Here is a 19,434-nt window from a genome sequence, read left to right as displayed (position 1 = left end):
GCTTTACTCCACCTACCGGGTCATTGGGGCTGGTTGTGCCAGCACGTTCAGCTCACCTTCCAGGATGTCGGTCATCAGGTAGTGCGCCCAAATGCCTGCATACCAGTTGAAAGGCGTGTTGATGTAGAACCGGCTGGAAAGTACCAGCCGGGTGCGGCCACCGGGTAAAGGGCGCAAGTCATACACGTCTTCCAGAATGTCGAGATGCTTGCCCCCAATCAGGATGTGCTCGTCCATGACGGCCGCAGGGGTGGCGTTGGGATTCGCATCGACGCGCAGCACTAGCAGGCGCTCCGGCTGGTATTTGGTCACGGTTTCCTTGAAGTAGAGGCCTTTCTCGTAATAAGCCATTCGGGTGCCGCCCACCCGCAGCGTATCCAGGGTGGTGCTCACGTGTTTGGGAAATCCGAGCAGCGCTGCAAAAGACGTTTCATCGGCGGGCTGGCCGAGCTGCTTGTTGCTGATTAGCTTTTGCCATACGTCCGCCGCCGGCGCGTTTAGTACGACGGCTTTTTCAATCACCATTTGCTTGGGGGTCAACGCTTTTTCCCCTTCAATGGAACCCAGCAGTAGCGGTACAATAAAGACCAAGGACACATTCAGGGTGTTGGGTTTTTGCCAGTTGTTTGCGTTCGGGTCGTTGCTTTTGGGCTTGCGCAGCCAATAGGCTACTATGCCCCCAACGCCAGCGGCTATCGCGAAAATGGGGAAAGCCATCAGCCAACAGATAGCTCCCTCCATATTCAGAAGAATAGTAATTACCAAGAGTGCCAAGCTGGTAAGCCAGGGCGTGAAAAAGGCCTCGGCGCCAGTGGTTATTTTCCTGGCCGGCATCAGAATAACGGTTAGAAACCCGATTATCGACGGCACGAAAAACAGGAAGGTGACGCTCATAATTTCCATCAGGCCACTTGCGGAGCCAAACAACAGCCGAATCAGCAACCCATGCGCAGTGGCCAGGGCAATAGCAAACAAGAATTTCATAGGCTTGGTAAAAGAGGGGGTGAGAGACTGTAAGTGCTGGGCTAATGTGTTAGCTGCGGGCTATTTGATTCAGGTTAGGCGCTTGACGGTCACGAAAACCACGTCCTTCCGGCAATTGTATCGTACCGGGAGCGTATCGCCCAAGCCCTTGCTGATGAGGTAGAGGCAACGGCCAACCGTAGCTTTTAGAATATTCCACCGGTAGAAGAACCGGCCGGGGAAAAGGCCCTGGGCCGACTGCCAAAACACAAATTGGCTGCCGTGTAGATGGCCGGCGAATGCCAAGTCGGGGAGGCAACGGAGCGTGGTTACATCCAGGGGCTTGTGCAGGCACAGAATGCTAAAGTCCACGCCCTCAGTTGGCTCGGTAATAGGGACGGGGGAAATCCGGACCCGGTGGCCGTCGAGCGTAAGCTCAACTGCCGTATCCGTCAGCCACACCAGGTTGTTGCGTTCGGCCAACTGCCTGAGCCGTTCCAAGCCAAAGAAGGTGTCATGATTTCCCGCCACCGCGAAAACCAGTTCCCGAGTTGCCAGAAACTCCATGAGCCGGGCGAAGTGCGGCAGGCCCTTGGCGTAATCCACGTAGTCGCCGCCGAGCAGCAGTAGCCGGGGGTTCAGCCGGGTGATAGTCTGCTCGAGCTTGCGGATGGTGGGGCCGCTCCAAGGGGTCAGGTGCAGGTCGGAGAGGTAGAGCACCGTGAAGGTGGGCCCGGTGGCAGTCAGGTAGGTTTCTTCCCGCACCTCGAAGTCATGATTGTACCCTATTTCTAACCTCATACTTATACCAGAGAACTATCGACAAACAGCCGATATGCCATTTACGCCACGGATTCCGATGATTCAGCAGCCCCGACAGCATGTACATGGCGATGGTGAACACCCAAAGCAGGGCCTTAACAAAACCGATTCGGTAGGTCTGTTCGATGCTGGTTTGAATGGGATTCTCGACCCGGTCGAGCAGCAAGGGAAACAGAAACAGGAAATGCACCTCGAACCCGTAAAAAACCAGGACTGCCAGCGGCATCAGCCACAAGTGGATCTGCCCGAGGACGAAACCAGCGGTTAGGAAAGCCAGAAGGCTAAGGCCGTATTTCAAGTAGCCGTAGTAGCTGAAATTGATGGAAGCATCAAACGCCCCGGCGGTTTCGGGCTCGTCTTCGTGCAGTTTCTGGAACATCCAGCGGGCCCCCGCGTCGAAAACATTGCTGGAAAAGACCTGCTGCACCTGCGCCGGCCGCTTATCGAACTGCCTTTCACTCTCGCTCAGTAAGCGCCCGACCGTCATGGGCAGAAGATGAAATGAAACCAGGCCAGCCAAGCCGCGCCGTTGCCAAACACCAGCATTCGATGATAGGCGGTTTCCCGCGGCCCGCAACGTTTGATGTGAAAAACAAACTCGTCGTAGCTGATGGCCACTACGGTATAAATCAAGACCAGCAGGATGGGAATAAGCCAAATGGTGGGGCTGGTATGCATCATGGCCAGCCACATCAGCACAAACATTGGCACGCCGCCCAGGCCCAGTGCCGCCGCTTCGGCGTCCCGCTCTTTCTTCGGAATTTTCATATTGAGCGGGTTGCGGTGGTAGCGCCAGTCGAGCACCCCGCCAACCGTGGCAATGCCCCCCGCAACACCCATCACCAGAAATTGCCACGGCAGGTAAGGCAGGGCAGGCGTAAGCCTCAGCTTGTCGTTGCCTTGGAATAGCAGCAGCAAAAGCCCGAATAAAACGGGCGGGACAAAGAGCAGAACCAGGGAAATATAGGGTCGATACGACTTGAGGAAGAGCATTTTATGGAGCTGCGCGGGTTAGGAGGCGTGGCGGATGGTCGAGGTTGTGAAGGGGCGGACGGGCGCGCCTGATTTCTTGCTATTAAAGTTTCTCGGAGAGCAGCAAGGAAGGTTGCTTTTGCTATAAAAGAACTTTGTGTTTCAAAGTAAATGTATTCTCGGGTAATTACCAAGTGAGTCGTCGCGCAAATTTGAGCAGGTAAAAAAAGAGCTGGCCCCACTCAATGAGCGTTGGGAAATGCTGGTGGAAATGTAAGCGCCAGCAGGCTTTAAGAAAACCAACGCCCCGCCGGCAGCCACGTGCTGCCGGCGGGGCGGGGGGGGGGGGCTATGGACTTGCGGCCTGGTAAGGCTTGTGGCACCCCAGGCTTTCTGCCTAGCTTAGCTATGCGCCCTGGTTTGGATTCTTTCCGTGGCTTTCGACGGTAAATCAGTGTCGCCCGACTGACCTGAAAGGGTGAATTTTAATTTGTTGATTCTCCAATTGCCTCCCGTATATACCAGCGTCGTTTCGTAAGTTCCTTCCACAGTCCAGACTCGGTCGTCGATGAAATGGTCGGCTTTGCCGGTGTAGGTTACAACGGAAGTATCGTGGTCAACTGTAATAGCGAAGCTGCTGATTTTATGATTGGTTTTGTCGAAGCCCGGGAGGAAACTGGCCCAACTCGCAGTTATCTGGCGTGGGGAAAGATGCAGCGGCTCGCCGCCGGTCATCGAGGTATAGTCCAACAATACGACGTCAGCCATTGTGTTTTCGACCTTGCTCCAGTCACGTTCGTCCGCGCCTTCGAAAAGGTGTAGAATAGTTTGCTCAATTACTTGGTGGTCTTGCATAAGTAGGGAAAAAGCTACTGGCTGGTATTAATTACAGTGTATGACGGTGGCTGGACTTAACGAAAATGACGACAGACAGCACGGCGGCGAGAGTAGACGAGAGAGAGGCGTACAAACAGGAATCGTATAGATCAGTGTGTGTAGATACAGATGATTGAGCCGTAAAAACACAAAGAGGCCGCCTGCTCCGGAAAGTATTGTGTACGTAATGAAAACGAACCTATCGGCCTTATACCTGCCTTGCTCACGCTGGTAATTTGCCATTATGCAGCAGCTGCATGATGGGTTGTAAATGGCTACAATATAAAAGAGTTGTTTGCTGCGGCTTGATAGTAAGCACTATAGCGTAGCGTCTTCTTTATTGTGGCTCAGGTGCCGAATGCGCTGCCCGTCATTCTAAGCGCTGACGGTCTGCTCTGCCGGGCTCAGTAAACAGTGGTTGGAGTATCGGTCAGCGCTTTGAGAAAAGCAATAACGGCCTGCTGCTCGGCGGCGCTCAGGTTGAGCGGGTCGGCGGGCAGGGTTTGGGTGGGCACGGCCAGGCCCAGGCCCTGCCCGCCGCCGCGGTTGTAGAAGTCGAGGACCTGCTCCAGGGTTTGGTAGGCGCCGTTGTGCATGTAGGGCGCGGTGAGGGCTACGTTGCGCACGGTGGGGGTTTTGAAGGCGTGCTGCTGCTGGGCAATGCCGTAGAGCAGGAACTTGCCCTGGTCGGCGTCCAGAGCGGGGTGCTGCAGGTCGGCGGCCCCGGGCACCCCCAGCACTTCACTTTCGGTTTTGTCGTAGAGCGGGGGCACGGAGCCGTTGAACAGGGGCATGTAGTGGCAGGTGCCGCACTGGGCCTTGCCCATAAACAGGTTGAAGCCCCGAACTTCCTGGGCGTTCAGCACGGCCGTGTCGCCGCGCATGTACTGGTCGAAGCGGCTGTTGAGGCGCACCAGGCTGCGCACGTAGGCCGCCACCGCCCGGCGGATGTTGGACTCCGAAACGGGCTGGGCTTCGGCGGCAAAAGCCTGGGCGAAGAGCTTTTGGTAGAGGGGCTTTTTGCGGAGCAGGGCTGGGGCCTCACTCAGGTGCCCGCCCATTTCGGCCTTACTAGCTACCACGGCGTGGACCTGATCTTCCAGAAAATGCACCCGACCATCAGCAAACTGCTCGGTTTGCAAGCCGGCGTTGAGCAGCGTGGGCGTGTTGCGGGCCAGCTCGGCCCCGGCCACCAACGAGCGGTTGGCGCGCAGGCCGTCGGTGTAGGCGCGGCCGGGCACGTGGCAGCTGCTGCAGGAGCGGCCCCCGCGGCCCGAGAGCAGCGGCTCCCGGAACAGGGCTTCGCCCAGGGCCAGCACAGAAGGTGTGGGCGCAGCGGCATCGGTGGGAGCAAAGTAGGCGGGGTCGAAAGCATCGGCGGCAAAGTAGCTGACCGCCGCGGGCCGGACGGCACGGCGGGCGGCCACGTACGAAACCTGCAGTTGGTGCTGGGCCCGCTGTAGGCCGGCCAGGGCGGGGTTGAAGCAGCGCACCAGAAACCGGGGCCGGTCGAACTGCTCGAAGCTCACGCCCGGGGCCGTTACGGCTGCCTGGCAGCGGGCCAGCTGGGTCAGCAACGTTGGGGGCACGTTGAACATAGCCAGCACTTGGCTGGTGGCCTGCAGCGTCACGGCGGCCTCGGGCAGGGAGGCGCGGGCGGCGGGCGAGTCGAAGCCGGAAATGCCCTTGGAGGCCAGGCGGTAGAGGTTGAGCCGCAGCGCGTCGAATACTTCCGCGTCGGTGAAAGCCAGCATGGGAGCCTGCTGCTCGAGGTGGCGCACCTGGTAGAGCAGGTTGTCGATTTCCTGGTGCACCAGTTCCCGGTTGGCCCGGTCGTCGGGGGCGGCGGCAAACACGTATTCTTCCAGCACCTGAAAGCCGGTGGGCGGAATGACTTCGTCGGGGTCCCCGGCCTCGGTTTCGGGCAGGTTGGCCCCGTTCAGGCGCTGGGCGGCGTGGGGGTAGTAGTATTCGACGGCAAATTCGAGGTGCTTATACTCGGTGCGGCAGGTGGCAAACTGCCGGCGCAGGGCCGTGGTATCGGCCGAGTACGCCAGGTCCTGAAACCGGGTGAGCTGGGTGTGGAGCTGGCGCAGGTGGCGCGCGTAGTAGTCGTGCAGCTGCTCGACGGGCGTTTTGAGGAGCACGGCAAAGGAAAACAGCAGCCCGGCCAGGCCCAGCAGCAGGGCCCGCAGAGCGCCGGAAAAACGAAGCAGGGGGCGGTTCATTGAAAGTAAAGGTGAGCCTGGGGCAACCGGGCCTCGGCGCGCTGGCGGGCCGCCGGGGTAAAGGCGTTGCCTCTCACAATGATGGTTTTGAGCTTGGAAAGCTTACCCAACGAGCGGGGCAGGGCCCGGAGCTGGTTGTCGTTGGCAATCAGGATTTCCAGGTTTTGCAGCTCGCCCATGCTCTTGGGCAGGGCCTTGAGCTGGTTGCCCGACACGATGAGCACCTTGAGCTCCTGGCAGCCGCCGAGGCTGCGGGGCAGGGCTTCGAGCTGGTTGTTGGCCAGGTTGAGCTCCTGCAGAAGGCCGAGCTGCCCTAGTTGCTCGGGCAGGCGCTGGAGCTGGTTGTCGTTGAGGTACACGTAGCGCAGGCGGCGCAGGTTGGGCAAAGAGGCCGGCAGAAACAGCAGCTGGTTGTGGGAGCTGTCGAAGTACTCGAGCTGGCTGAGCTGGCCCAGCTGCTCGGGCAGGGAGGTGAAGTGGTTCCAGGCCGAGAGCAGAAAGTGCAGACTATCGAGCCCGCCAATGCTGGGCGGCAGCTCGCGCAGCTCGTTCTGGTCGATTTGCAGCTGCTGGAGGCGGTGTAGGCGGCCCAGGTCGGCGGGCAGCTCCAGCAGGCCATTCTTATTGACGAAGAGCACCCGCAGGCTGTCGAGCTGGGTGAGACTGGCCGGCAGGTGGCGCAGGTGGTTTTCGTGGGCGTAGAGGCGGCGCAGGCTTCCGAGCTGGGCCACGCTGGCCGGCAGCAGCTCCAGGCCCTGGTTGCGCACATTCAGCTCCTGCACGCAGGCCGGGCGGCCCAGGGCCTCAGCCAGGGTAAAAGCGGCCGGGGCCCCGCAGGGGGCCGCTTGGGCCAAACAGGGGTTGCCCCGCAGAACCAGCAGGGCAACCCCAATTACAAAACAGAGCTGAAAGCCAAGGCGCACTATTGCTTGATAAAGGGCCGGGTGGTGGTGGTAGTGGTGGTTTTTACCACCAGCGTGTAGTGGCCGCTACGCAACTTCCCCACCGGCACGCGCAGGCTGTTGAGGCCCGGGCTGAGCACGGTCGTCTGCTCCAGCACCCGGGCGCCGAGGCTGTTGAAGACCTGCAGCGTGGCGGCTTCCTTACGGCTGTTGGTCAGCGCCACGGTCAGCTCGGGGCCGGTGGTGGGGTTGGGAAACACGTCGGCCTGGGCTAGCTCGGGTTGAACATGGTCGGCGGCCAGCACTGTACCCAATGAGCCTTTACGGCTGATAACGATGGTCGACGACTTGTTGAACACCACAGCTTGCCCGGCGGCATCCGTCGTAGACTGGGTGTTGGCGGGGGCCGGGTGTTGAAGGGAGATGAACATAAACTTCTCGTCCGGCGACAACGTCATGCCCGTGGGTTCACTGCCGGCGGGCGTCGTGGCAAACAGCTCCACGGCGGGAGCGGCCTGGGTGTGGCAGGGGCGCACCAGCCACACGTGGTTGCGGCCGCCGTCCTGCAGCACGTAGAGGTTGCCCTGGGAGTCGAACGTCAGGTTATCGTTGCCGGTGGCCCAGGCTTCGGCTACCGTGCCGCTGCCGTAGTTGATGGGGTAGCTGCGGGTGGTAATGCCGGGCGAGTTGCCTACAAAGACCTCAAAGCCGCTGACCGTCGCCCCACCGTCGGTGAAGCGGTAGACGGAGCCGGGGCTCTTGGCCGAGAAGTACACCTGGCCGGTAAGGGGGCTAATGTCCACGTCTTCCACGCCGCTGAAGCTGGTGGCGCCCAGGGCCAGGGCCGTGGCCGAAATATTATTGCACTCGGCCGGGGTAGTGTTGGGCACCGCCAGCCAGGTGCCGGTGGTGGCCGCCCCGATGGCCCCGTTGAGCTTGAGTACGTAGAGGGTGCCGTTGCCCAGCTGCCCGGGCGCGTCGGCCACGTACTTGTATACGAAGCTGTTGACCGAGCCTTCGTCGGCGCCTTCGTACACGGTGCGGCGGTCGGGGGCCACCACCACGTTTTCGTGCCGGAAACGGCCCAGGCGCCAGAGCTTGTCGGGGGCCCCGTCGCCGTCCTGGTCTTTCACGGTGCGGGTGGCCGGGTCCAGCTCCACGGTCCACCCAAAGTCGAGGTAGCCGTCATTGTTGCTGTCGGTGGGGGCGGTGGGCGTGTTTTCCTCGCAGGTAACCACCGTATTCCAGGGCGTGAGGCCGCCCGAGCAGTTGTTGTAAGTGCCCACCACCGGGCCGAAGTTCACCGGGTTTTTGGCCGTGACGTTCCACAGCCGGGTGGCCGGGTTGAAGCTCAGATTCAGCACGCTCACGCCCGAGGTGGCCGAGGAGGAGCCCTCGTGGTTGATAGACAGGTAGCCGCTGGTGCTGCTGCCGTTGATGGGCACGTAGGCGGTAAAGTCGAAGGACTCCCGCAGGTTGCCTTCGGCGGGCGAGGAGTAAGGCATTCCGCTCTGGGCCAGCAGCTGGAAGGTATGAGTGGCCGGCAGGCGCAGTTCCTGACTCTGGGTGGCCGGCTGGATGGAAGTGAAGCGGCTGATGTGGTCCGGGGGCAGGGTGGGGCAGGGGCTCTGGGCCCGGGCGGCCAGGCTGGTCAGCAGCGCGGCCGCAAGCAGAGTACGTGTCGGGGTCATGGGAAGCTGGTGGGGTGAAAACGGCCGCAAGTACGAATCCGACTATTTCGCTTGGTTTACGGTCGGTTTAAGCGTTGGTAAAGCTCCCGTGAAGTTAACGTTATCTGCCCGCACCAGGAAATATTGCCGACCACCAGGCGTTCAGATCGTATTATATAAACTCCCCGTTCGCGCTACCTTCGTGCCTATGCTCCGTTATTTCCTGCCCGCTGCTCTGCTGACCACCTCTGCCTGCGTGCCGCTGGGCACCCCCATCACCGACCCCAACGCCCCGCGGGGCAGTCAGGCGCAGCGTCCCCCGGAGTATTATGCCGACAAAACCCTGCGCTACGAGGACTACACCTACAACCCCGACGTGCGCTCGGTGCAGTGCTACGTGGCCACGGGCCAGAACACCGAGATATTTCAGCCCCCGGTGGTGCCCATCAGCCAGCAGCAGCCCATTGTGCTGGAGTTTGACATTCTGGGTAACGGCTCCCAGCGCCTCACGGCCAAGCTCGTGCACTGTGACCTGGACTGGAAGCCCTCGGTGCTGACGGACCTGCAGTTTCTGAGCGAAATCAACGAGTTTCTGATTACCGACTACCGCACCGGCGTCAACGTGAAGGTGCCCTACTACCACTACCGCATGCAGGTGCCCCGGGTCAAGCTCAGCGGCAACTACCTGCTGGTGGTGAGCGGCGCGGGTGGGGTGCCGGTGGTGTCGCGCCGCCTGCTGGTGTATGAAAACGGCGTGGAAGTCGGCATCCGGCAGGGTATTCCGGTGGCCGGGCAGGAGCGCTACACCCTGCAGCAAGTTGATTTCTCCATTAGCTACAACGGGCTGAACCTGGTGAATCCGAGCCAGGAGGTGAAGGTGATGCTGCGCCAGAACTTCCGCTGGGACAACGCCAAGACCAACCTGCGGCCCACCTTCGTGCGCGACGCCGAGCGCCGCCTCGACTACCAGTACTTCAACTTCGAAAACGCCTTTCCGGCCAGCAGCGAGTTCCGCTACTTCGACATGCGCTCGGTGCGCACCATGGGCGCGGGCATGGCCGAGCTGGACCCCACCACCGCGCCCCGCACCGTGGTGCTGAGCCCCGAGGCCAGCCGCAACGGGCAGAGCTACACCCAGTTCGACGACATCAACGGGCAGCGCGTGTTTGAAAGCCGGGAGTACGGCAACGGAGCCACCAACGGCGACTACGCCAACGTCACGTTCCGGCTGCGCGCCGACCAGCCCGCGCCCGGCCCGGTCTACGTCTTCGGCGCCCTCACCGACTGGAAGCTCCAGGACGAGTTTAAGCTCACCTACAACGTCGAGCAGAAAGAGTACGCGGGCACGGCCCTGCTCAAACAGGGCTACTATAACTACTACTACGTGGTGGGCAAGCCCAGCGGCGCCCCCGACGACGTGTACTTCGAAGGCAGCCACCAGGAAACCGAAAACCAGTACGACCTGCTCGTCTACTACCGCCCGCCCGGCACCCGCGCCGACCTGCTCATCGGCTACCAAAGCATCGACGTCAACAGCCGCAGGCCTTGAGGTGAATGAGTGAGTTGTCGTTCTGACGGCGCGAGTGGCGCAGACTGTGCCATTGCGAGGCCCCACGAAGCCCGCCGTCCTCTGCTAGTACTTTCCTTTTACCAGAAAGCCCTTTCTCGTACACAACGGGAAAGGGCTTTTCACTTTAGGGCACTCGGCACTCAGTGGGCGGATGGCTACGGCCTGCGGCCTCGCCATGACAGCGCAATTCTCGCCATGACAGCGCAATTAGAACAACAAACTCACTCATTCACCAAATCACTCATTCACCATTGCCCCTCCGCGCCGCCGCCGCCCGACTGGCCGCCGCCGAACTGGAAGCCGGGCTCGTGGGGCTGCATGGTGGTTTCGGTGACGTGCGACATCACCAGCGACTCCAGGTTGAGCTGGCTGAAGGCGGGGCTGTCGGCGGGCTCGGAGGAGAGGCCGTACCGGGCGGGGCGCAGGTAGCGCAGGGCCCAGCCCGAAAAGACGATGAGCACCGCCCCGCCCAGCGTGAGGGCCCATTCCGGGGGCATCACCGAGCGGTAGAAGCGGTAGGTGTAGAGCGAAAAGCCCAGGCTGAGCAGACCGGCGTAGAGAAAAATCCGGTCGGCGCGGCGCAGGCCCTGGAAGATGTAGAGCAGGGGAATGGCCACCGTGAAAAGGTAAAACAGCGGGGCGAAGGGAATTTGGACCGATACCGGCAAGTTGTTGAGCAGGGCATTTGTTTCGCGCACCACCAGGTAGTTGCCGGCCAGGTAAAAGCAAGCCAGGGTCAGGGCCTTCACCGTGCGCACGGCCGGGCGGTAGTAGAGGTAGTCGGGGCGGCGGGTGAGCTGCTGCCCCAGCCAGTAGCTGCCCGCGCAGGCCAGCATCAGGGCGAAGGGCAGCAGAGCCCGGCCCAGGGGCAGGCGCAGCACCACCACGCCCACAATGCCCAGGTAGAGCAGCAGGGTGAGGGCGGCGGCCAGCGGGTCGGCGTAGCGGACGACGGCCGTGAGCGTGACCACCGCCATCAGGCTCAGCAGGGGCCAGCGCAGCCCGAGCTCCTGCAAATCGTCGATATCAACGGAGTGGGGCACCAGCAGGCCGTAGCCAATAATGACCGCCACGGCCAGGTAGCCCACGCCCATGTAAAGCAGGGCATTGTCGGCCCCGGAGCGGTAGAGGTGGTTCGAGGAAATCAGCAGCTCCAGCAGCAGCAGCGTACCTCCGCCGCAGAGCAGGCAGGCCAGCAGCCCACGTACTTCCTCGGCGTGGCCGCCGCGGGCGCCTTCCATGAGCACCAGAAACACCAGTCCGGCCGCCGTGGCATTGGCCAGGCAAGTGAAGATAAACAGGGCAATGCGCACGAACAGGTGAGGCTCGTAGAACTCACTGGGAAACGCCGCCCGGATGGCCCCGACCTGCGTGGGCTGCAGCAGGGCGGCTTTAGCCCAGCGCCGGGCCGTGTCCTGCACTTCCCGGTTGAAAATCCACTCCTCGTTATACGCCTTCTTGCTCATGGCTTCCCACAATTTTTTTCAGGTTCAACAGCAATAACACCACGCCCACGGCCGAGGCCGGGAAGTACACGAAAGCCAGGCCCACCATGTCGCGGCCCGATTCTTCCAGCTGGAAAAAGAGGTAGGTCACGGCAATGTAGCCGTAGAGGGCGCCCAGCAGCACAAACACGTAGGAGTGGGTGTGGCGGGCGTACCAGTACAGGGCCCCGCTCAGGACGATAATGAGCAGGGCGGCCAGCACGGGCGGCAGAAACCCCGCCTGCTCAAAGCTGCCCCGAAACATGGCCGTCAGCAGGGCTACCAAAGCCAGGTTGCTGCCCAGCAGCAGGTAGGTGTAGCTGAAGTGCTTTTTGCGGTCCAGGTACTCCGAGGCCAGCCCCACGCCGGCCAGCAGCAGGCCCAGCCCGATGGCAATGGCGTCAAGGTGGGGCAGTTCGTAGTCGTTGGAAGTGAAAGCCGACACCGGGGCCACCGACACGCCCACCCAGGCCGCCAGCCCGGTCAGGGCCATCGACAGCACCCCGCGGTGGTCGAAGCGGTAGGCGCAGTAGAAGAACACCAGCGTGGGCAGGAGCACCAACAGGCCGTAGCGCGTCCCGAAAAAGGTGTACTGGTACTGCAGGTAGCCCACCAGGGTCAGCAGCGTGAGGCAGGCCAGCAGCAGGGCATAGTCGGCGCCGGTGGAGTTGCGGGCCATGCCCCAGGTGAAGGGCTGCCGCTTGCGGAACGCATACGTGAAGCCCGCCGCCGACAGCAGGGCAATCAGGGCTACTAGCACGCCGTGGCCCAGCGTATCGATGTTCTTATAAATGAGCAGGCCCAGGCCGGTACTCAGCAGCGTGACGCCCAACGAAAGCAGGGTCCGCAGCTCGTAGTACAGCGAAAAGGGTTTTTCCCGCTCGTAGGTGGCAATGGCCGCGTCCTGCTCGGCGGAAATCAGGTTGGCGGCCCGTAAAGCCGCCAGGATTCTATCAGTCATGCAATAGGTGGGTAAGGATGTAGCGTGAGCCGGGCATGCCGCCCCGGACTGGGTAAACATAGGGCTTTCTGCATTGTCAGCCTCCGCGGCATTCTGGCGCGGGCTCAGTAAGGCTCCTGAATTATTTTTTTCGGAGGCCTTACAAGACAGTAGGGTACCTGATTTATTTTTTTGCAGTGCCTTACTCAGGCGAGTAACACAATTGATTTATTTTTTTCGATTGTGTCACTTAGATCCGGCATAGGGGCTGATTGAGCCGAAATCGAAGATTTCGCGTAGCATTACGCCAACGCACCTGTGTACTTCTCACTCCCCACCCGATGAAACCAATCCTACCCCTAGCCGCCGCGCTGCTGGCCGTGTCGGCCTGCTCGACCAACCCCGTAACCGGGAAAAAGGAAGTCATGCTCGTCTCCAAAGGGCAGGAACTGGCCATGGGCCAGCAGTCGGACCCGGCCGTGGCGGCCCAGTTCGGCATCTACCCCGACCAGAAGCTGCAGAACTTCATCAACGAGAAGGGCAAGGCCATGGGCGCCATTTCCCACCGCCCCGAGCTGACCTACAACTTCCGCGTCGTCGATTCGCCGGTCATCAACGCCTTTGCCATTCCTGGCGGCTACGTGTACTTCACCCGTGGCATTATGGCCCATTTCAACAACGAGGCGCAGTTTGCCGGGGTGCTGGGCCACGAAATCGGCCACGTCACGGCCCGGCACTCGGCCAAGCAGCAAACCAACGCCATCATCGGGCAGGTGGGCTTGATGGGGGCCATGATAGCCTCGCCCCGCCTGGCCCAGTTCGGGGAGCAGGCCGCCCAGGGCATGCAGCTGCTCTTCCTCAAATTTGGGCGCGACGACGAAAGTCAGTCCGACGAGCTGGGCGTGCAGTATTCCTCCAAAATCGGGTACGACGCCTCCCAGATGGCCGACTTCTTCCAGACCTTGCAGCGGGAGCAGGAGCAAAGCGGGGCCGACCCGATTCCGGACTTTCTCTCGACCCACCCTAACCCGGCCGACCGTTACAACCGCGTGCACCAGCTGGCCGACCAGTGGAAGCAGCAGAACGGCAACCCCAAGAACCTGAAAATCAACCGGGACCAGTACCTGCGCATGATTGACGGCATCGTGTACGGCGAAGACCCGCGCCAGGGCTTCGTGGAAAACAACGCCTTTTACCACCCCGAGCTCAAGTTCCGCTTCCCCGTGCCCGCCGGCTGGAAGCACCAGAACACGCCCCAGCAGTTTCAGATGGCCGACCCCGCCGGCAAGGCCCTGATGATGCTGGCTCTGGCCCCCGGCGCTTCCCTCGACGAAGCCGCCCAGGCCCTGGTCAAGCAGTTCAGCCTGCAGCCCACCGACTCGCGCCACACGACGGTGGGCGGCTTCCCGGCCCTGGCCTTCGTGGCCGACCAAGTGCAGCAGGACCCCCAAACGGGGCAGTCGGTGGCCGGTGTGCGCACCCAGGTCTACCTGATTCAGGACGGCAAAACCATCTACGCCCTGCTCGGCGCCGCCGCCCCCGCCGACTTCCCGGCCTACCAGCCCACCTTCAGCAGCACCATGGAAGGCTTTGCCCGCCTCACTGAGCCCGACAAGCTAAACCGCCAGCCCGAGCACGTGCGCGTCAAAACCTTGAAGCTGCGCAGCACCCTGAGCCAGGCCCTGAAAACCAACGGCGTGCCCGAAAAGCGCCTGGAGGAAATGGCCATTCTCAACGGCATGCAGCTCAATGAGCAGGTAAATGCGGGGTCGTTGATTAAGGTGGTCGGCAAGTAGGCCGTGCGGTCAGTCGTCTGTCATCCTGAGCTTGCGAAGGACCTTATGGGATACGAACGACAACCATTAGTACGACTTGTTCTTCGGTGATAAGGTCCTTCGCAAGCTCAGGATGACAAGTCTGTTTCTAGCAACTAAATACCAAATCGTAGTTGGCAGGTTTTTTGGCTTGGCGGAGGAATCCGCCGTTTCTTGCGGCCGTTAGGGTGATGGTTCACCCGGCTTGCAACCCTGCCCACGGGCGGGCCGTTGCAAGCTCATCCTTTCCCACTCTACGCGGCTTTGGCTGCTTGTCTACCTATGAAATCTCCCCTGTTGCGCGGCCTTTCGACCGGCGCCCTGCTGCTGGCCCTGCTGCCCCTGAGCGGCTCTACCACCTCGGCGCCCACCGAAAAGCCCTTTCGCTACTACCTGGCCCCCTTGCAAGGGCCTAAGCCCGACCCGGCCGTTATTGCCCAGTTTGGCCTCTACAACAACGCCACCCTGCAAAAGCTCATCGACGCCAAGGGCCAGCAGATGAACAAGGTGTCGGACCGCCCCGGCGACTACGGCTTCACCATCGTCGACTCGCCGGTTATCAACGCCTTTGCCACCCCCGATGGCCACGTGTACTTCACCCGGGGCATTATGGCCTACTTCAACAACGAGGCGCAGTTTGCCGGGGTGCTGGGCCACGAGCTGGGCCACATCACGGCCCGCCACGGCCAGAAACAGCAGACGCGCAGCACCATCAGCAGCATTCTGCTGGGCGTGGGCTCGGTCGTGTCGCCGGGCGTGGTCGGGCGTTTGGCCCAGCCCTTGTCGCAGGTGGTGGGCCTGGGCCTGCTCAAGTACGGCCGCGACGCCGAGAATGAAGCCGACGGGCTGGGCGTGAAGTACTCGACCAAAATCGGCTACGACGCGGCCAACATGGCCGACTTCTTCCAAACCCTGCAGCGCACCGAGGAGCAAAGCGGGGCCGGCGGCATTCCTACTTTCCTCTCGACCCACCCCAACTCGGCCGACCGCTACACCCGCGTGAAGGGCCTCGCCGCCCAGGCCAAGCAGCAGACGGGCTCGGCCAAGCTGGCCGTCAACCGTGACTCCTACCTGCGCTCCATCGAGGGCCTGCCCTTCGGCGAAGACCCGCGCCAGGGCTTCGTGGAAGGTGGCGTGTTCTACCACCCCGACCTGAAATTCCGCTTCCCGGTGCCCTCGGGCTGGAAAACCCAGAACTCGCCCGAGCAATTCCAGATGGCCGAGCCCAACGGCAAAGCCATTATTGCTCTGCTGCCCGCCCCCGGCAACTCCCTCGATGCCGCCGCCGAAGCCCTGGTAACCCAGCTGAAGCTGCAGTCGGCCCAGGCCAGCCGGACCACCATCAACGGCTTCCCGGCCGTCGCCATCCAGGCCGACCAGGTGGGGCAGGACCAGAGCGGGCAGCAGGGCGTCACGGCCCGCACGCTTACCTACCTCATCCAGGACGGGCAGAGCATCTTCGCCCTCATCGGCCTGACCTCGCCCTCGGCTTTTGGCACGTATTCCGGCACGTTCAGCAGCGTGGCCCAGGGCTTCAGCCGCCTCACCGACGCCAACAAGCTGAACCGCCAGGCCGAGAAAGTCCACATCCGGACCGTGAAAACGGCCACCACGCTCAGCGCCGCCCTGGCCGCCAACGGGGTGCCCTCGGCCCGGCGCGAGGAAATGGCCATTCTCAACGGCATGCAATTGACGACCAAACTGCCTGCGGGCACGCTGTTTAAGGTGGTGGGCAAATAGTAGCTCCTTCCCCCTTTCGTAAGAAAACCCGCTGAGTTCCTGCTCAGCGGGTTTTCGTTTTTACAGGCGTTGCTCGGAATAAACTAGTCGGGCAGGGACAGAGTGGGCATTGCCACAGGCTGAAATAAAAGTGGCACCTTGCGGCCGAGGTCAATATTCGTACTTCCCTCCGCCTTTCGCCGTCTACTTTGGGTACACTGATACAGAAGATGCTTCCGCGCCGGCTCCGACACCTGCTGTTTTACGCTTCTCTAAGCTTTGTACTGTTCTTCGCCCCGGCCGCCCTGGCGCAGCAGCACGTCCTCCTAATTGACCAACAGGGCCGCGTATGGGAAGCCGCCGCGCCCGGTTTGCGGCTAACTGAGCCGACAGGCACTACCCGGTTTACTACCCGCAACGGCCTAAGCAACGACACCATCACTGCTCTGGCCCAGGACGCGGCCGGGCAGGTCTGGGTTGGTACGCGGGAAGGGCTGCTGGTGTACGAAGGGGCCGGGTTTCGGGAAGTCACCTATCAGGAAGGCCTGCCTAGCAAGCAAATAACCGCTCTGTATCAAGCCGCTGATGGCCCGCTCTGGATTGGCACCCGAGCCGGCGCGGTGCGCTCCGAAAACCGCCGCCTGACACCCGTAGCCGAATTGCGCGGCCTCGACGTGCAGTTTATCGGCGAGGACGCGCGCAGCTGGGTGTTCGTGACCCGGCAGGGCATCCGGCGCCTGCCCAAGGAGCCGCCTTTCAGCTGGCAGTGGCTGGGCTGGGCCGCGGCCGGGGCCCTGCTGCTGGGTGGCGTGCTCTGGACGCGCCGCCGCAGGCATCGGGGGCAGCACGTGCAGCTGCGCCTGGCCCAAACCGAGCAGCAGGCCCTGCTGGCCCAGATGAACCCGCACTTCGTCTTCAATTCCCTGCAGTCCATTCAGAAGTACATCCTGCGCCACGAGTCGGAAGCGGCCCAGCACTACCTGGCCCGCTTCGGCGGCCTGATGCGCCTGATTCTGGAACAGTCGCGCCAGCCCCAGCTACCCGTGCGCACCGAGTTGAACCTGCTGCGCACCTACCTGGAACTGGAGGCCCTGCGCTTCGAGCAGCAGTTTACCTACGCCGTGCAGGCCGACGAGCATCTGCTGGACGAGGAAATTCCGGCCATGCTGCTGCACCCCTTCGTGGAAAACGCGGTGTGGCACGGCTTGGCCCACCATACCGGGCAGGGCCACGTGGCAGTGCGGATCAGCGGGGAAGGGGAGTACCTGGTGGCCGTGGTGGAGGATAACGGCGTCGGGCGGCAGCGGGCCGCCGGCCAGAGTGGTACCCACGCCGGCTTTCCATCCCGGGGCATGGCCATCGTGCAGGAGCGTGTGGCCTTGCTCAGCCGCCAGTCCCGCCTGCCCATTTCCATCGAAATCGTTGACCTGGCCCAGCCCGGCAGCACTGCCCAGGGTACCCGCGTGGTGGTGCGCATCCCGCGGCAGCATTCTTGAAGCAGAACGTCATGCTTAATCTGTCGTCCGCCTGCCGAAGCATCTCTCCCGCTTCGTTGCTGCAAAACTGCCGGTGGTCATCTCGAGCCGTAGCGAGACATTTCGCGTGCAGTAGTAACTGTCATCCTGAGCTTGCGAAGGACCTTATAGGATACGAACGACTGACGTTGTTACAACTCGTGCCAGCGTGAGAAGGTCCTTCGCAAGCGTACACTAGATGAAGGATGACAGATAGTGTGGCACACTCAGCAGGCAAGCTGCCTCCTGTCGGCTTGAAGCGCAGAATGGTCGACCTGACCGGCAGTTTTCGGCTGCTATTGGCTTTTCCTATATAGTCTAGCTTACCTTGCTGCCAACTCCGCTATTTACTGCCTACCTCTGCCCGTGATTCGCACTATTCTCATCGACGACGAAACCAATACCCGGAGTGCCCTGCGCGCCTTGCTGGAGCATTATTGCCCCGACGTCACGATAATTGGGGAGGCAGCCTCGGCGGAGGATGGCTTGCGGTTGTTGCGTGAGCAAACGCCCGACTTGCTGTTTCTGGACGTGGAAATGCCCCTGGGCTCGGGCTTCGATTTGCTCGACACGCTGGGCAGCGCTTCGTTCGACATTATCTTCACCACTGCCCACGACCGGTACGCCCTGCGCGCCATCAAATTCTGCGCCCTCGACTACCTGCTCAAACCCGTGGGCGTGGCCGACCTGCGCGAAGCCGTAGCCAAAACCCAGCGCCAAAAAGCCCCCGTCGCCTCCCAGCTCCACACTCTCTACGACAACCTGCGGGAGCGGACCGGCCTGGCCGGCAAGGTGGTATTGCCCACTATGCAAGGCTTCGAGGTGGTGGAAATAACCCGGGTAGTACGCTGCCAGGCCGACGACAACTACACGCTCTTCGTGCTCGAAGGCAAGGAGCGGATTCTGGTCAGCCGCACGCTCAAGGAATACGAGGAGCTTTTTGCCGATTACGGCTTTATCCGCATCCACCAGTCGCACCTGATCAATGCCGCCCACGTGAAGCGCTACATCAAGGGCAGCGGCGGCTACGTGCAACTCACCGACGAATCCATCATCGAAGTCTCGCGCCGCAAGAAGGACGAGCTGATGAAGCGGTTCCAGGCCTGAGCGGACGGCTCGATACCACTGCCCCGCCGAAACCGGCCGGGTTTACCCCATTCAACTCCCCTCTCGCCGTATGATGCCACCCGTACCCGTCCCGACTATACCGCATTTCAAGAAATTTGTCGGCCACCGGTTACGCCTTGATGCTAAAACCGGCGGTTGGCTGTTGGCCGTTTTCAGCGTGATACGCTTTGCGCTGGTGCTCCAGGCCAACGTTACCAGAAGCTACCAGGTAGTCGCACTGGTTTTTGTGGCCATGATTCTGCTACCTTTTTTGTTGTTGACCCGGGCCGGCCGCCGGCAAATCGGCTTGGTGTGGCCGGCCCGGTGGTGGAGCGTGCTGCTGGGCGGCGTAGTGGGCGTGGTGAGCTGTGCGGGGCTATTTTATCTGGCTTCGCTCTGCTTTGGCCTGACGGAAAGCAACCCATTGGTTTACATCTCCCGCACCTACAAGGTGCCGACCGTGCTGACTGCCGACACCCGCCGGCTGTTTTTTCTGATTTATGCCGGCACCAGCATGGTGTTCAGCCCCATCGGGGAAGAGCTGTTCTACCGGGGGCTGGTGCACGAATGCTTCCGGGCGAGCTTGGGCAACGCCCGGGCTACGCTGCTCGACAGCGCCGCGTTTGCGGTGGTCCACCTCGCGCATTTCGGCCTCGTGTACTCAGGCTCGGGCTGGCACTTTCTGCTTGGGCCCAGTTTGCTCTGGGTGGCGGGGCTCTTCATCAGCTGCCTGCTGTTTTCCCTGGCCCGCGCTTGGAGCGGCTCGATTCTGGGCGCTATGACGGCGCACGCGCTGTTCAACGTGACGATGAGCTACTTCATTTTCTACCACATTCTTTGAGTGACGAGTGGC

The 19,434-nt window shown here is 61.7% G+C and carries 16 protein-coding genes; 6 read left to right on the top strand and 10 right to left on the bottom strand.

Annotated elements, in window-relative coordinates; genetic code table 11:
- Positions 1-12 precede the first annotated feature (12 nt).
- The 8 genes from CLV45_RS13055 to CLV45_RS13020 form a co-directional block, all read right to left on the bottom strand.
- Complete coding sequence (locus CLV45_RS13055; protein WP_100336787.1) at positions 13-984, bottom strand: SRPBCC family protein; 972 nt, start codon at positions 982-984, stop codon at positions 13-15.
- 69 nt (positions 985-1,053) lie between these two features.
- Entirely contained in the window at positions 1,054-1,764 is a 711-nt protein-coding gene (locus CLV45_RS13050; protein WP_100336786.1) for a metallophosphoesterase, read from the bottom strand.
- Positions 1,736-2,272, bottom strand: a complete 537-nt coding sequence (locus CLV45_RS13045; protein WP_100336785.1) for a hypothetical protein — start codon at positions 2,270-2,272, stop codon at positions 1,736-1,738. Before CLV45_RS13045 ends, CLV45_RS13050 begins: the two co-directional genes overlap by 29 nt.
- Positions 2,269-2,703 carry a hypothetical protein gene (locus CLV45_RS13040; RefSeq protein ID WP_245882845.1) on the bottom strand — a complete coding sequence of 145 codons (435 nt, stop codon included), beginning with the start codon at positions 2,701-2,703 and terminating at the stop codon, positions 2,269-2,271. The genes CLV45_RS13045 and CLV45_RS13040 overlap by 4 nt, the downstream gene beginning before the upstream one ends.
- A 456-nt stretch (positions 2,704-3,159) precedes the next feature.
- Positions 3,160-3,612 (bottom strand): nuclear transport factor 2 family protein, encoded by a 453-nt coding sequence (locus CLV45_RS13035; RefSeq protein ID WP_100336784.1) that lies wholly within the window; start codon positions 3,610-3,612, stop codon positions 3,160-3,162.
- A 425-nt stretch (positions 3,613-4,037) separates the two neighbouring features.
- Positions 4,038-5,861: a cytochrome-c peroxidase gene (locus tag CLV45_RS13030; protein WP_100336783.1), complete on the bottom strand. Its 1,824-nt coding sequence runs from the start codon at positions 5,859-5,861 to the stop codon at positions 4,038-4,040.
- Positions 5,858-6,715 (bottom strand): leucine-rich repeat domain-containing protein, encoded by an 858-nt coding sequence (locus CLV45_RS13025; protein ID WP_157807468.1) that lies wholly within the window; start codon positions 6,713-6,715, stop codon positions 5,858-5,860. The genes CLV45_RS13030 and CLV45_RS13025 overlap by 4 nt, the downstream gene beginning before the upstream one ends.
- A 68-nt stretch (positions 6,716-6,783) precedes the next feature.
- The gene (locus CLV45_RS13020) at positions 6,784-8,454 is read right to left on the bottom strand and encodes an alkaline phosphatase PhoX (RefSeq protein WP_157807467.1); all 1,671 of its coding nucleotides are present in this window, start codon (positions 8,452-8,454) and stop codon (positions 6,784-6,786) included.
- A 187-nt stretch (positions 8,455-8,641) separates the two neighbouring features.
- On the opposite strand from CLV45_RS13020, the gene CLV45_RS13015 reads away from it, so the two are divergent.
- On the top strand, positions 8,642-9,982 hold the full coding sequence (locus tag CLV45_RS13015) for a type IX secretion system plug protein (protein WP_170061853.1): 1,341 nt from the start codon (positions 8,642-8,644) through the stop codon (positions 9,980-9,982).
- Positions 9,983-10,248: 266 nt separating this feature from the next.
- On the opposite strand, the gene CLV45_RS13010 is transcribed toward CLV45_RS13015, so the two are convergent.
- Together CLV45_RS13010 and CLV45_RS13005 are read right to left on the bottom strand one after the other, a co-directional pair.
- Positions 10,249-11,469 carry a hypothetical protein gene (locus tag CLV45_RS13010; protein WP_100336779.1) on the bottom strand — a complete coding sequence of 407 codons (1,221 nt, stop codon included), beginning with the start codon at positions 11,467-11,469 and terminating at the stop codon, positions 10,249-10,251.
- A complete protein-coding gene (locus CLV45_RS13005; protein ID WP_157807466.1) occupies positions 11,450-12,448 on the bottom strand; it encodes a DUF2157 domain-containing protein in 999 nt (332 codons plus the stop codon). The genes CLV45_RS13010 and CLV45_RS13005 overlap by 20 nt, the downstream gene beginning before the upstream one ends.
- A 320-nt stretch (positions 12,449-12,768) precedes the next feature.
- Here CLV45_RS13005 and CLV45_RS13000 point away from each other — a divergent pair, with 320 nt between their 5' ends.
- The 5 genes from CLV45_RS13000 to CLV45_RS12980 all read left to right on the top strand — a co-directional run bounded on the left by CLV45_RS13000 (position 12,769) and on the right by CLV45_RS12980 (position 19,422).
- The gene (locus CLV45_RS13000; RefSeq protein WP_100336777.1) at positions 12,769-14,223 is read left to right on the top strand and encodes a M48 family metalloprotease; all 1,455 of its coding nucleotides are present in this window, start codon (positions 12,769-12,771) and stop codon (positions 14,221-14,223) included.
- A gap of 300 nt (positions 14,224-14,523) precedes the next feature.
- The gene (locus CLV45_RS12995) at positions 14,524-15,981 is read left to right on the top strand and encodes a M48 family metalloprotease (protein WP_100336776.1); all 1,458 of its coding nucleotides are present in this window, start codon (positions 14,524-14,526) and stop codon (positions 15,979-15,981) included.
- Positions 15,982-16,190: 209 nt separating this feature from the next.
- Complete coding sequence (locus CLV45_RS12990) at positions 16,191-17,456, top strand: histidine kinase (protein WP_100336775.1); 1,266 nt, start codon at positions 16,191-16,193, stop codon at positions 17,454-17,456.
- Between the two features lie 384 nt (positions 17,457-17,840).
- Complete coding sequence (locus CLV45_RS12985) at positions 17,841-18,581, top strand: LytR/AlgR family response regulator transcription factor (protein ID WP_100336774.1); 741 nt, start codon at positions 17,841-17,843, stop codon at positions 18,579-18,581.
- Positions 18,582-18,759: 178 nt separating this feature from the next.
- Complete coding sequence (locus tag CLV45_RS12980; RefSeq protein ID WP_157807465.1) at positions 18,760-19,422, top strand: CPBP family intramembrane glutamic endopeptidase; 663 nt, start codon at positions 18,760-18,762, stop codon at positions 19,420-19,422.
- Positions 19,423-19,434 lie beyond the last annotated feature (12 nt).

The organism is Hymenobacter chitinivorans DSM 11115 (genome assembly GCF_002797555.1).
Lineage (GTDB): Bacteria > Bacteroidota > Bacteroidia > Cytophagales > Hymenobacteraceae > Hymenobacter > Hymenobacter chitinivorans.
This window is presented reverse-complemented; position numbering and strand designations above follow the sequence as displayed.

What these genes read in the sequence shown, in the direction of transcription:
- CLV45_RS13055 (WP_100336787.1), bottom strand. Translation starts at nt 984, where the DNA reads ATGAAATTCTTGTTTGCTATTGCCCTGGCCACTGCGCATGGGTTGCTG.
- CLV45_RS13050 (WP_100336786.1), bottom strand. Translation starts at nt 1,764, where the DNA reads ATGAGGTTAGAAATAGGGTACAATCATGACTTCGAGGTGCGGGAAGAA.
- CLV45_RS13045 (WP_100336785.1), bottom strand. Translation starts at nt 2,272, where the DNA reads ATGACGGTCGGGCGCTTACTGAGCGAGAGTGAAAGGCAGTTCGATAAG.
- CLV45_RS13035 (WP_100336784.1), bottom strand. Translation starts at nt 3,612, where the DNA reads ATGCAAGACCACCAAGTAATTGAGCAAACTATTCTACACCTTTTCGAA.
- CLV45_RS13030 (WP_100336783.1), bottom strand. Translation starts at nt 5,861, where the DNA reads ATGAACCGCCCCCTGCTTCGTTTTTCCGGCGCTCTGCGGGCCCTGCTG.
- CLV45_RS13020 (WP_157807467.1), bottom strand. Translation starts at nt 8,454, where the DNA reads ATGACCCCGACACGTACTCTGCTTGCGGCCGCGCTGCTGACCAGCCTG.
- CLV45_RS13015 (WP_170061853.1), top strand. Translation starts at nt 8,642, where the DNA reads ATGCTCCGTTATTTCCTGCCCGCTGCTCTGCTGACCACCTCTGCCTGC.
- CLV45_RS13010 (WP_100336779.1), bottom strand. Translation starts at nt 11,469, where the DNA reads ATGAGCAAGAAGGCGTATAACGAGGAGTGGATTTTCAACCGGGAAGTG.
- CLV45_RS13005 (WP_157807466.1), bottom strand. Translation starts at nt 12,448, where the DNA reads ATGACTGATAGAATCCTGGCGGCTTTACGGGCCGCCAACCTGATTTCC.
- CLV45_RS13000 (WP_100336777.1), top strand. Translation starts at nt 12,769, where the DNA reads ATGAAACCAATCCTACCCCTAGCCGCCGCGCTGCTGGCCGTGTCGGCC.
- CLV45_RS12995 (WP_100336776.1), top strand. Translation starts at nt 14,524, where the DNA reads ATGAAATCTCCCCTGTTGCGCGGCCTTTCGACCGGCGCCCTGCTGCTG.
- CLV45_RS12990 (WP_100336775.1), top strand. Translation starts at nt 16,191, where the DNA reads ATGCTTCCGCGCCGGCTCCGACACCTGCTGTTTTACGCTTCTCTAAGC.